Origin of the sequence: uncultured Nonlabens sp. (assembly GCF_947495285.1) — a bacterium.
In the GTDB taxonomy this organism is placed as follows: Bacteria; Bacteroidota; Bacteroidia; order Flavobacteriales; family Flavobacteriaceae; genus Nonlabens.
Genome location: NZ_CANLXZ010000007.1, coordinates 33,288 through 46,193, shown reverse-complemented (window position 1 = coordinate 46,193; position 12,906 = coordinate 33,288). Strand labels below are relative to the sequence as shown.

The 12,906-nt window shown below is 34.7% G+C and carries 9 protein-coding genes; 1 reads left to right on the top strand and 8 read right to left on the bottom strand.

What is annotated here, in order from left to right; genetic code table 11:
- Window positions 1-20: 20 nt before the first annotated feature.
- The 8 genes from Q0838_RS04170 to Q0838_RS04135 all read right to left on the bottom strand — a co-directional run bounded on the left by Q0838_RS04170 (window position 21) and on the right by Q0838_RS04135 (window position 7,862).
- Window positions 21-1,322, bottom strand: a complete 1,302-nt coding sequence (locus Q0838_RS04170) for a TRAP transporter large permease (protein WP_298951725.1) — start codon at window positions 1,320-1,322, stop codon at window positions 21-23.
- Window positions 1,323-1,326: 4 nt separating this feature from the next.
- Entirely contained in the window at window positions 1,327-1,797 is a 471-nt protein-coding gene (locus tag Q0838_RS04165) for a TRAP transporter small permease (RefSeq protein WP_298951722.1), read from the bottom strand.
- 2 nt (window positions 1,798-1,799) lie between these two features.
- Window positions 1,800-2,774 carry a TRAP transporter substrate-binding protein gene (locus Q0838_RS04160; RefSeq protein WP_298951719.1) on the bottom strand — a complete coding sequence of 325 codons (975 nt, stop codon included), beginning with the start codon at window positions 2,772-2,774 and terminating at the stop codon, window positions 1,800-1,802.
- A gap of 12 nt (window positions 2,775-2,786) precedes the next feature.
- Window positions 2,787-4,007 (bottom strand): DUF4861 domain-containing protein, encoded by a 1,221-nt coding sequence (locus Q0838_RS04155; protein WP_298951716.1) that lies wholly within the window; start codon window positions 4,005-4,007, stop codon window positions 2,787-2,789.
- Entirely contained in the window at window positions 4,008-4,796 is a 789-nt protein-coding gene (locus tag Q0838_RS04150) for a gluconate 5-dehydrogenase (RefSeq protein WP_298951713.1), read from the bottom strand.
- Between the two features lie 6 nt (window positions 4,797-4,802).
- Window positions 4,803-5,642 carry a 5-dehydro-4-deoxy-D-glucuronate isomerase gene (gene kduI, locus Q0838_RS04145; RefSeq protein WP_298951708.1) on the bottom strand — a complete coding sequence of 280 codons (840 nt, stop codon included), beginning with the start codon at window positions 5,640-5,642 and terminating at the stop codon, window positions 4,803-4,805.
- Window positions 5,643-5,768: 126 nt separating this feature from the next.
- The gene (gene uxuA / locus Q0838_RS04140) at window positions 5,769-6,968 is read right to left on the bottom strand and encodes a mannonate dehydratase (RefSeq protein WP_298951705.1); all 1,200 of its coding nucleotides are present in this window, start codon (window positions 6,966-6,968) and stop codon (window positions 5,769-5,771) included.
- Between the two features lie 66 nt (window positions 6,969-7,034).
- Entirely contained in the window at window positions 7,035-7,862 is an 828-nt protein-coding gene (locus tag Q0838_RS04135; protein ID WP_298951703.1) for an SDR family oxidoreductase, read from the bottom strand.
- Between the two features lie 964 nt (window positions 7,863-8,826).
- On the opposite strand from Q0838_RS04135, the gene Q0838_RS04130 reads away from it, so the two are divergent.
- Window positions 8,827-12,858 (top strand): two-component regulator propeller domain-containing protein, encoded by a 4,032-nt coding sequence (locus Q0838_RS04130; protein WP_298951700.1) that lies wholly within the window; start codon window positions 8,827-8,829, stop codon window positions 12,856-12,858.
- The last annotated feature ends 48 nt before the right edge of the window (window positions 12,859-12,906 follow it).

The following is a 12,906-nucleotide window of genomic DNA, read 5'->3' as shown; positions in this document are numbered from 1 at the left end:
TTAATTTTTAGAAACAGCTCTTAGTCTATTAAATCAAAAGCTCTAGGTAACCACAGTGTGATATCTTCAAAGTAAGTTACCATAACAAGTACTGCAATCATGGCTACAAATAATGGCAGCATAGGTCGTATGACTTTCTGGATTTTTAAATTGGCTACAGAACAACCTACAAAGAGAACAGAGCCCACTGGTGGTGTACATAGTCCTATACATAAATTCATAATCATGATAACCCCAAAATGAACAGGATCCATTCCCATAGCGGTTACAATAGGTAAGAAGATAGGAGTGAATATCAATACTGCTGGTGTCATATCCATAAAAATCCCAACAAATAGTAATATCAAATTGATAAGAATAAGAATAATAATAGGGTTCTCACTTATTCCTAATAGTGCGCTGCTTATTTCTTGCGGGATGTTCTCATAAGACATTACCCAGCTCATAGCGATAGAAGTAGCTATTAATAATAGTACAATAGAACTCGTTTTAATAGTCTCTAATAAGATAGTGGTTAGGTCCTTTAATTTAATTTCTTTATAAGCAAATCCTAAAATTAGTGTATAAATAACGGCTACTCCACTAGCCTCTGTTGCTGTAAATATTCCGCCTACTATTCCACCTATAACGACTACTAAAAGCATAAGACTAGGTAAAGCGTCAAAGAATCTTTTAAAAAACACCTTAACACTAACAAGCTTATCTGTTGGATATTTTTTAATAATGGAATAAATGGCAGCTACTATCATTAAGGCTAGTCCTAACAATAATCCAGGTACATAACCAGCAATAAATAATGCCGCTATAGAAACACCACCACTGGCTAGTGAATACACAATTAATACATTACTAGGCGGTATGATTAAACCTGTGGTGGCACTAGTAATATTTACCGCCGCGCTGAAAGGTTTACTATAACCATCTTTCTCCATCATAGGATTCATAAAGCCACCTATGGCACTAGCTGCAGCAACAGCACTACCAGAAATAGCTCCAAAAAGCATACATGAAATAATATTTACAAATGCTAGTCCACCTGGTAGTGGCCCTACTATAGCTTTGGCAAAATTAATAAGTCGTACAGCGATTCCGCCTCGATTCATAATTTGTCCTGCTAGAATAAAAAATGGTATAGCACTTAGTGTAAAACTATCTAGTGAAGTGGCCATACGTTGCGCCATTGTAGTTACCGATGGTAAAAACGGCATAGAATAAACTAAGGTTATAAAACCAGCAAGTCCGATAGCATAAGCAATAGGAACTCGCAGTGATAAAAAGACTAAAAAACTCAATACTAATATTAAAATCTCTATATAATTCATGTTCTTAAGCTTTTGAAGATTTTAATGTTTTGAAAAAGGAATCTAGACTGAAATAACAAATCAGTACCCCAGCTATAGGAACTACGAGATATACAAACCCTAAAGGAATCCCTAGTGATGCAGACTTTTGCTCAAACTGAAAACTGAGTTGGCATAATCTTACACCACCAAAAATCATTACAAAAAAACTAAATGCAAACACGCACAAATAAACAAAGCCGTCAAAGAGCTTATTGTTTTTCTCTACTAATTTTTCTGGTAATAAATCGATAGCCAAGTGTAAATGCTGGCCTGTGGCATAAGCAGCACCTAGTAATCCAACCCAAATCAGGGAATAACTAGAAATTTCATCAGTAATAGTGCTAGGAGACTGTAGAATGAATCTCGCAAACACTTGCCATACTACAGCTAGTAGCATAATGGTAAGTAATGCTAGGCATATTTTACCCAATATAGAGTCTATTATTTTTCTCATCATTAATTATTTTGGATGGACTCAATTAATTCACCTAATAGTGGATCTTCCTTAAACTCGTTTAAAAGATTTTCTGTTGCTTCTTGAAACGGTTCTTTTTCTGGATAGAATACTTGTACGCCGCTTTCTATTGCTTTTTGTAAGGATTCTTTTTCAGACGCTTCCCATAATTTACGCTGCGCTACTTTTGATTCTTCTACAGCCTGATTCAACCATTTCTTTTCCTGATCGCTCAGTCTGCTCAGTGCTTCAGTACCTATAACCAGTACATCAGGAACTGAGGTGTGCTCATCGATACTTAGGTATTTACATACTTCATAATGTTTAGAAGTAAAGTAACTCGGGATATTATTTTCTGCACCACTTACTACGCCTTGTTGTAATGCGGTATATAACTCGCCATAGGATATAGGAGTGGCAGCGCCACCTAATTCATTAACCATAGCAATGGCCGTATTACTTTTCATGACGCGTATTTTCATATCCTCAAGATCTGCTGGCGATTTTATAGGCGTTTCTTTAGTGTAAAAACTTCTACTACCAGCATCGTAAAATGTGAGTCCTTGAAGATTAAAATTCTTACCTTTTGATAAAATCCCTTTACCTACAGCGCCATCACAAATACCATGCATGTGATTTTTATCTCTGAATAGGTATGGGATACTGAATACCTTATATTCTTGGATAAAATTTTCTAGAACTCCTGCACTTACTTTTGCAATGTCTAGGCTTCCTATTTGAAGTAATTCTATACTTTCTCGCTCGCCACCTAACTGACCATTAGGATAAATTTGAACTTTTAACTTTCCTTCAGAGATACGATCTAGACTTTCACCTAGAACTACCATTCCTTTATGAACAGGATGCTGTGAGTCTACACCATGGGCTAGCCTTAAAGTTTTACTAGTTTTACCTTCTGTACAGCTATTTATAAGCATAGCGGTCAGAAATAAAAGTAATATGTATTTCAATTTCATAGAATTCTTTTTTTAACGGACCTTTATCGGGCTAGATATTTTTGTAGCCGTTTTATTAACAGCGACTCTAAATGTCTTTTCATGTTTGAACTGTGAATCACTTGCTTCCCAACCGCTCATAAAATAAAAGGTGTGGTTTTTTCCTTCTCCTAGATTCAGAAGATGTGTGTTAGTAATTCCAGGGCCATCTTTAGGAGCTTCACTATTTCTTACATTAGAATTTCCAATTATAATAGCCATTCCTAAATGATCTTCATTTTCTGATTGTTTACCATATGAGGTAAACACTTGTTTTTTCTCTTTAGTCTGGTAAAAACTTTTACTGTTTTCTTTTAAGTCTACAATTCCAGTAACTAATTCTATACCGTCAACAATACCGTGAATTTCAATATCACTTTTATAGAACCAATCGCCTTTTTCTATGGTTATAGTATGGACTATGTTAAATGGTTTTTCACCTATTAACTCATCTAAATATGTCATTTTAAAGATAGCTCTCGCAGGTCCTTCGGTAATGGTTTCAAAACGAGCTCCATTCCATCCTGTAAGTCGGTACAAAGAATCCTGATGTTTAAAAGCTATAGAGCCAGCACCTAGTGAGTTTCCTACTTTGAGAATATCCATTCCCCAATCTGCTTTCTCGTGATAATTTGTAGTTAAACCTTGTTTGTGCAGGGTAGGTAAAGAAGTAGTTTTCCCAAAAATGTCAATCCCATTCCTTGGGTCAAAGTACATACGGAAACCTACTTTATCATTTTCCCAAGCTGGTCCTTCCATTTGAAAGAAGATTTGATCTTTTTCTCTAGGGTCGTAACTGCGTGTATATTTTTGAACTTCATTAGCATTAGGTTTTGCTATACCAACTCCAAAATGTACATCTGTCATCTTTGCGTATTGTGGCGATTCCGCTTTCGCGAAAGCGGAAACATTAATCTTCTTTTCTTCATTAGGATTAAATTCCATAACGAGAGCCACTTCATCCCATTCTCCATCTTTATCCAGGTCATCTAATTGATAAGGGACTTCTGTTCCTTGAGAATCGGTAAACATCAAAATGTGACTTTTATCCAGCTTAGGTAATTTTTCTAATAGTTGATTTTTAGAGATTACCACAACCTCATTTCTTGCGAAATCGATTGCGTTTTCTAGCACAAAATAAGAGTCTTCTTTCTTCTCTTCACAACTTAGTAAGAGAGTGGAGAGCGCTACAAAAATTATATAAATATGCTTCATTTATTCTTCGTTAGAGGGTTTTCCTATAGTGGCAAGAATCCCGCCATCTACATATAAAATATGGCCGTTTACAAAATCACTTGCTTTTGAGGATAGAAAAATGGCCGCACCTGCTAGGTCATCTGGGTCGCCCCATTTTGCTGCTGGTGTGCGGTTCACGATAAAATCATTAAATGGATGACCATCTACACGTATAGGAGCTGTTTGTGAAGTGGCAAAATATCCAGGACCTATTCCATTTACTTGTATGTTATGCTTAGCCCATTCTGTTGCCATGTTTTTAGTAAGCATGACTAGACCACCTTTTGCAGCCGCATATGCACCTACCGTATTCCTACCTAACTGGCTCATCATAGAACAAATGTTAATGATTTTTCCTGCCTTACGTTCCATCATGCCTTTTACGACATGTTTAGAAACTATAAATGGACTTACTAAATCGATGTTCACGACTTGTTTAAATTCTTCTACATCCATATCTGCCAGCGGAACTCTTTTTATGATTCCTGCGTTATTGATCAGAATGTCTATAGGACCTACTTCAGATTCTATTTTTTTAACTGCGGTTTCAACAGCTGTTTCATTTGAAACGTCAAATTTATATCCTACAGCGTGTATTCCAGCTTTTTTATAAAGCGCAACAGCATCGTCTATTTTTTGCTGTGAAGAATTCCCGTTCACGATGATAGTTGCACCAGCCAGTCCTAATCCATGAGCCATGGACATTCCTAAACCGTGTGTACTACCAGTAACTAATGCTACTTTACCTTTAATATCAAATAGATTCATAGCTGTTTATTTAAGATCTGTGATTTTTGCAACGTCCATATCATTATAGTCTAGATTCTCTCCGGCCATACCCCAAATAAAGGTATAGTTAGAAGTTCCAGAACCAGAGTGAATAGACCATGGTGGAGATATCACCGCTTGATGGTTATGCATCCATATATGTCTAGTTTCTTGGGGTTGTCCCATAAAATGACACACTGCCTGGTCTTGTGGCACATCTAAGTAGAAATAGACTTCCATTCTACGATCGTGAACGTGAGCAGGCATGGTATTCCATACACTACCTACTTTTAATTCTGTCATACCCATTTGAAGTTGGCATGTTGTTATAATACCGCCTATAATCATTTGAGATACCGTGCGGTGATTTGCTGTCTCTAGACTTCCTAATTCTATCTTATTAGCTTCGGCAAGACTTGTTTTTTGTGTAGGATATGATTTATGTGCAGGAGCACTGTTGATATAAAACTTTGCAGGGTCATTAGAATTAGCACTATGAAAAGTAACGTTAACAGCGCCCATACCTATGTATAATGCATCTTTATGATTAAGCACATATATAGTTCCATCTACATCTACACTTCCTGTTGCGCCTACATTTATTATACCCATCTCGCGTCTATCTAAAAAATTCTCAGCCTTTAATGGATCTATAGATTCTAACTTTAATTTTTTTATAGGTACGGCACCACCTGCTATATATCTATCATAGTGTGTGTAGACTAAATTAATCTCGCCATCTACCATAGGTTTTTCAATTAAAAACTCTTCTCTTAGTTGCGTAGTATCGTATGTTTTTACAGTCTTAGGACTAGAGGCATAACGCGTTTCAAATTTAGTTGACATATATTATTTTTTTATTTCTCAATAGATGGTTGTGAGTGTTTTAGACACTAACCATATGTGTGAGAAGATTAGTTTATTAATTTATTAATTACTTGTGAGCAGTGATTTTTAAAATAGGTAAATCAATTAATGGTCTTGATGATTTAAAATAGATCTTCTTATTCCTAATTCTAGGCCACGCAATTCTGCAAGGCCACGTAAACGTCCTATTCCTGAGTAACCAGGATTAGTTTTTTTATTTAAATCATCGAGCATTTTATGTCCATGGTCTGGCCTAAATGGCATTCTTAAATCTTGCCTACCTGCTTTTTTTCTTTTTTCTTGTTCTTCTACCAGCGCTTTCATTACCGCGTACATATCTACGTCTCCATCGAGATGGTCTGCTTCATGAAAGTTACCTGAAGCATCTCTTTTAGTAGATCTTAAATGAATGAAATGTATGCGATCTCCCAGACGTCTGACCATTCCATCGAGGTCATTATCTGTTCTCACACCGAAGGATCCCGTGCAAAACGTTAGACCATTATTATGACTTTTTACAGCTTTATAAATATCTACTATATCTTGTTCTGTACTTACTACGCGTGGCAACCCTAGGATAGGGAAAGGTGGGTCATCTGGGTGTATGCACATGAGTACACCAGCTTTTTCGGCAGTGGGTATTATTTGAGATAAAAAGTGAAATAGATTCTCCTTCAATTCTTTAGGTCCTATATTTTTATAGGTCGCTAGAATCTCGTTGAACTCTTTTAAGGTATAACCTTCTTCGGCACCTGGTAATCCTGCTATAATATTTTTTATAAGTTTTTGATGCTGTTCTGGTGTGGAATTTTCTAAATATTCTTGGGCAGCTTGTTGCTGTTGTAGAGTATACTCGTTAACTGCACCTGGGCGTTTTAATAGATATAATTCAAATGCTGCAAATGCAGCTGCTTCAAATCTTAATGCTGTAGAACCGTCATGAACTGCATAATCTAAATTAGTACGTGTCCAGTCTAGTACAGGCATAAAATTATAGCATACTATGTCTATACCACAATCCCCTAAGTTTTTAAGTGTCGTTTTATAATTTTCTATATATTTATTATAATCTCCAGATTTAGTTTTTATATTTTCATGAATGGGTACACTTTCTACCACAGACCAGGTTAAGCCTGCTTTTTCTATAATTTCTTTACGTTTTGTAATTTCTTCAACGCTCCATACCATACCGTTTGCGATATGATGTAATGCACTTACTATACCGGTTGCACCGGCTTGTTTGATATCGTTAAGTGAAACAGGGTCTTTAGGACCGTACCATCTCCATGTTTGCTCTAGATTCATGATTTATGTGTTTGTTCCGCTCTTGCGAAAACGAGATTATAAAAATACACCATTCTATATTAGTTACTATACACCACTGTAAGCGCTGAAACCGCCATCAATAGGAACCACGATACCAGTAATAAAGGCTGCGCCGTCGTCACATAACCATTGCACCGTACTGACTAGATCTTCTGGCTTTCCATAACGGCCCATAGGTGTCTGACCTATAATTTGATTACCACGAGCAGTAGCACTGCCATCTTCATTTGTTAAAAGTGCGCGATTTTGATCTGTTAAGAAAAAACCTGGTGCAATTGCGTTAACGCGTATGCCTATTTTAGAAAAATGCACAGCTAGCCATTGTGTAAAGTTAGATACGGCAGCTTTTGCACCGCTATAAGCTGGTATTTTAGTTAATGGTGTAAATGCATTCATGGAAGAGATGTTTAAAACACTGCAGCCATCACGGCCTACCATATCCATAGCAAACACTTGTGTAGGTAATAAGGTACCTAGAAAGTTAAGGTTAAATGTAAATTCTATTCCCTTAGGGTCTAAATCAAAAAAAGTTTTAAATCCTTCTGTATTATTATCTAGATCTTCCATTTTAAAAAATGGATTGCTAGTAGTTCCCATGGGGTGATTACCACCTGCACCATTTATAAGTATATCTACTTTTCCAAAGGTGTTGTTGATTTCTATTTTGGCATTTTCTAGAGATGTTTTTTCAAGTACATTTCCTGCTACACCTATTGCATCACCACCATCTTTATTTATTTCTTGTGCGACAGTGTTTGCGGCTTCTTTTCTTAAATCTAGAACCGCAATGCGGTGACCTTGTTTTGCAAGTGCATGGGCTAGGGTGCTACATAAAACACCACCGGCGCCGGTTAAAACTATAGTTTTATACATAAGATGATTTAAAGATGAGGATTGAATTATTTCTTTACTCAAATATGAGTGTTTCTTAGTGAAATGTTATTATTTCTACTCGTTTTATTATTCATAATAGGGAGGAATAAGTACAACACTATGTTTTTCAGTGTTTTAAATTTTAATAGTGTTGCTGTCTGTAGGTTATACATTTTGATTTATAATGAGTAAAATCATACAAATCCTCATCATAAATGTATACATCTATATGTGTTAGCTCCATCTAGATAGCTCCATCTATTTTTATTAAACAGGATAAATTAGATTCTTGCTTTAATGAAAATGTAATCACGTTTTTATTTTTTCTTATGTTGTATAGTTTCACGATTATAAATCTATGCTCTTGTGCGACACAAACCTTTTCGTTTTTTTAATAGAGTCCTTATAAAGAAAGAATAGTCATTCACCTGGCTAGAGTTAAAAAGGTGATAAAAAGGGAGAGTTTACTACAGTTATTTAAAACGGTGTGCTTATTTAGTGCGACTTATTGTAAAGTAGTCGCAAATTATGGTATATAAGATGGTGAAAATTTAATCAATGCAATAAAAGGTAAGTAAGTTCTACAACAATTTAATTCTATAAATTATTGCTAAGACATAGGATATTATGTCGTGTAGAGAAGTTTTCATGAGCCTCAAAATATAGCTCTGTAATTAGAATAAATTTTATAGCTGCTTTATCTTTTAAAAGGATCAAAGAACTTCTGTACACTCTAGTAATAGAACTAAACAGTAATGAAACTGTAAAAACAGATTATAGTCTGGTATGTTAAAAGATGGTGTGAATACACCCTTTAATGGGGAAGCACCGCGGTAAGATTATGCATTATTAGGACGATTTATGAATTAACTTGTTGAATGGTAGTCTTATGTACGACTAGCTTTAATTGTGTTTAAAATCAAACTATTTAACTATTTTTAAAGCCCAACTTATTTCATTCTTTATGTGTAGATTGCTTTGCGCCGTTTTTTTTCTTATTTCTTGTTTTGCGACACCTCAGGCAGGTCGTTTTCAGTTTAAACACCTATCTACCGACGATGGTCTGTCTCAAAGTAGTGCAACAGCTATAGAGCAAGATAATCTAGGGCAGGTGTGGATAGCAACTAGAGATGGTCTTAATCGTTATAATGGTCATAAAATCACCGTCTTTAAAACAGAAGATGATAATGAAAACTCTCTAAGTAGTAGTGATATTTTATCGCTAGAGATAGGTCTAGATGGTAAGTTATGGATAGGTACCTATAATGGATTAAATCTGTATGATCCTAAAAAAGAAGTGTTCACAAGGTATTTTGCTCAGGAGAATACAAATTCCATACTAAGTAATAGAATTCAAGAAGTGTACTCTACAAAGGATGGCAATATATGGCTGGGTACTAACAAAGGATTATCTATTTATGATCCTAAAGAAAATGTTTTTTATAACGATATTTTTAAAACAATGCACTCTTCCATTCTTGTAGAGAGTATCGTAGAACTAGAAAATGATTCTTATATAATAGGCTCTAACAAAGGTTTATGGTTAGTAATCAAGCAAAATATAGGGAAGTACGATGCTCAAAGAATACCTGCGTATAAAGAGGAGCATATATCTGATATTATACCATCTGGCAGTAATGATTATTTACTCGCGACTTATAATTCTGGTGTATTAATCTATAATAAAGATACTAAATCAATACGGTCACACCCTATTAACAAAGTGCAAAAGATAGATCGTATTAGAAAGTTAAAAATAGACAACTCAGGAAGATTGTGGATAGGGAATTATAATGGCGTTTTTATCTTTGAAGAAGGTAAAGTAATACATCTTCAAAATAAACTAGAAGATAAAAATAGTTTATCAAAAAATTCTGTAAAATCATTACACAAAGACTCTAGCGGCTCCATTTGGGTAGGTACTTATTATGGTGGTGCAAATATATGGAACGCTGCTAATGATAACTTTAGAAATTATATCAACAATGGAGAAGAATCTGGGCTCAACTATTCTGTAGTAAGCTCTTTACAGGCAAATAATAAAAATCTATTTATAGGTACAGAACAAGGAGGTTTAAATATTCTTGATTTAAAAACAGAGCTTTTTTCTTACGTTACCACAGCAAATAGTAACCTACTAGACGATAATATAAAATCCAGTTACCTAGATAAGGATCAATTGTTTATAGGTATGTTAACACATGGTTTCCAGATTTATAACGTAAAAACGAACTCTTTTGAGAAGCCTGGTAACCTTGCTGCTATTAAAGATTCTTTATCTAATACTGGGATATATGCCTTTGCAAAAAATCAAGATTACTTGTACGTTGGGACCTTTGGAAAAGGTGTGGTCGCAGTGCCCACACAACCAGAAGCACCTACCTTTTACCATAATAAAAGCACAGGTTTAAGTAGTAACATCGTTAGAACATTATTGTTAGATAATAACAACACATTGTGGATAGGAACAGAAAATGGTCTTAATCATCTAGATAAAAATAACACTATTAAAAACTATTTATTTAATAGTGATCAAGATGCAGGGTTTGATATACTAACTATATTTCAATCTTCTGATAATCATCTATGGGTAGGTACAAAATCACATGGACTTTTTGTGAAATCTAACGAGGCATTTAAAAAAGTCGTACTTAATTATGAAGGAATAGAAATAACCACTATTCACGCAATTTTACAAGATAAAGACGGCTATTTATGGTTAAGCAGTAATCAAGGTGTGTTGCAATATGATACAATAGAAAAAAAGGTCATTGCGCTTAAGGATAAGAAAGACGGTCTTGTGGGTAATGAATTTAGTAACGGTTCGGCGATTAAATTAAATCAGGACGACCTACTTTTTGGTGGTATATCTGGTATCACACGTTTTAATACCGCAAGACTGTTTAAAGATTCTTTTGCACCTCCAGTTTTGATAACTGGTTTTTCTACAGGTTATGATAGTAAACCTATCTTAGAATATCAGGGAGATGTGGTTGATAATATCGCTTTCGCGAAAGCGATAAAAATAGATCATCATCAACGTAATTTTACTATAGAATTTGCTATACCTAATTTTCATAATGCATCGAGTAATACATATGAATACAGGTTAAGCGGTCTAGAAAAAAACTGGAATACGACTAGTCAAAATACAGCTACCTATACACTACAAAATTCTGGGAATTATGTTTTTGAAGTGAGAGGTATGAATGGAGATGGTGCAAAAAGCGGTATCACTGCACTAGAAGTAACCGCAAAACCGACACCGTGGTTAAGCTGGTGGGCGTTATTACTGTACGTATTAGTTCTAGGAATTGCCATTTATTTTATACTTAGTGTCTTAAAATCTAAAACAAGATTACAGCAAGAACTTAAATTTGAGCAATTACATAAAGAAAGAGATCGTGGTATAAACGAGGCAAAATTAAAATTCTTTACAAATATATCTCACGAATTTAGAACACCTCTCACCCTTATTTTAGGCCCATTACAGCAATTGCTTGCCGACTATAAAGGAAGTAATAAAATGTATAAAAAACTACTCGTTGTAGAGAGTAACGCAAATCATCTCCTACAATTGATTAATAGATTAATGGATTTTAGAAAATTAGAACAAAATCAATTTGAGCTGCAAAGTGCTCAAGGTAACATTGTTAAGTTTCTAGAAGAAATCTATTTAAGTTTTAAGGAATACGCAAAGGTGGGAGCTTATGATTACACTTTTGAATCTGTACAAGATGAGATTCTAGTTTATTATGATAGAAAAAAACTAGAAAGAGTTTTCTATAATCTTATTTCAAACTCTTTTAAATTTACTGAAAAAGGTGGTGCTGTAGCGATTAAGATCACAAAAAATGATCAACAAATTTTTGTACACGTTAATGACAGTGGTATAGGTATATCACCAGTAGAACAAGAAAAAGTATTTGATAGGTTTTATGAGGTAGAGGCAAATAGAGAAAAACCTTCTCCATTTCACCAAGGTACTGGTATAGGTTTAAATATTGCAAAAAATATAGTAGAGTTACACCACGGCACGATAGAGATAGAAAGTGAAAAGGGCAAGGGTTCTAGTTTTAAAATTGCTTTAAAATTAGGAAGAGATCATCTTAACGATAATCAAATTTTAAAAGACTTTAAATTCAGTGATGATTTATCTCAGTATACGTCCCAGTTAAGTGAATTTAATCCATTTTCAAGTAGTGATGAAGATCTATACCTATTAAATGACGTTAATAAGCCTACTATACTAGTGGTAGAAGATAATCACTCTTTACTTTCTTTTATGGTTAATTTATTAAAATCAGATTTTAACGTTATCCAGGCAGATAATGGGGAAGATGCTTTTAAACTGGCTATTAAAAACAGTCCAGACTTGATAGTAAGTGATGTGGTAATGCCTAAAATGGCAGGTACAGAGCTGTGTGCAAATGTGAAAAAGGATATTAGAACCAGCCATATACAGGTGATCCTATTAACATCTAGATCTTCTTTAATCTATAAACTAGAGGGACTAGAAAGAGGTGCAGATGATTATATAAGTAAACCGTTTAATATAAATGAGTTTCAACTACGCATCAAAAACTTATTGCACAGTAAGGCAAAGCTCAAAGAGAAATTTAGTTCTTCAAATGACTTTTCTCCCGAAGAGATAAATGTAACCTCTGTAGATGAGCAACTACTCAAAAAAGCTATCGCTATAGTAGAGGAGAACATTCCAAACGAACAGTTTGATATACCATCATTCAGTTCTGAGTTAGGGGTAAGCCGCACGATGTTATTTATTAAAGTAAAGGCATGGACTAACTTTACTCCAAATGAGTTTATTCAACATTTTAGAATGAAAAGAGCGGCTCAACTTCTAGAATTAGGAACGCTTAATATTTCTGAAGTGAGTTATAAAGTTGGGTTTAGAAACCCTAAATATTTCAGTAAATGCTTCCAGAAAGCATATGGGGAAACTCCATCAAACTATTCTAAGAAATTCTCAGAGTAATTTATAATAAATGTGTGATTTTCACCGAGAGCCCTGTATTTTTAAGGG

Excerpts from the sequence above, each read along its gene's own strand:
- Q0838_RS04165 (WP_298951722.1), bottom strand. The coding sequence starts at position 1,797 with ATGAGAAAAATAATAGACTCTATATTGGGTAAAATATGCCTAGCATTA.
- Q0838_RS04170 (WP_298951725.1), bottom strand. The coding sequence starts at position 1,322 with ATGAATTATATAGAGATTTTAATATTAGTATTGAGTTTTTTAGTCTTT.
- kduI (WP_298951708.1), bottom strand. The coding sequence starts at position 5,642 with ATGTCAACTAAATTTGAAACGCGTTATGCCTCTAGTCCTAAGACTGTA.
- Q0838_RS04155 (WP_298951716.1), bottom strand. The coding sequence starts at position 4,007 with ATGAAGCATATTTATATAATTTTTGTAGCGCTCTCCACTCTCTTACTA.
- Q0838_RS04130 (WP_298951700.1), top strand. The coding sequence starts at position 8,827 with ATGTGTAGATTGCTTTGCGCCGTTTTTTTTCTTATTTCTTGTTTTGCG.
- uxuA (WP_298951705.1), bottom strand. The coding sequence starts at position 6,968 with ATGAATCTAGAGCAAACATGGAGATGGTACGGTCCTAAAGACCCTGTT.
- Q0838_RS04150 (WP_298951713.1), bottom strand. The coding sequence starts at position 4,796 with ATGAATCTATTTGATATTAAAGGTAAAGTAGCATTAGTTACTGGTAGT.
- Q0838_RS04135 (WP_298951703.1), bottom strand. The coding sequence starts at position 7,862 with ATGTATAAAACTATAGTTTTAACCGGCGCCGGTGGTGTTTTATGTAGC.
- Q0838_RS04160 (WP_298951719.1), bottom strand. The coding sequence starts at position 2,774 with ATGAAATTGAAATACATATTACTTTTATTTCTGACCGCTATGCTTATA.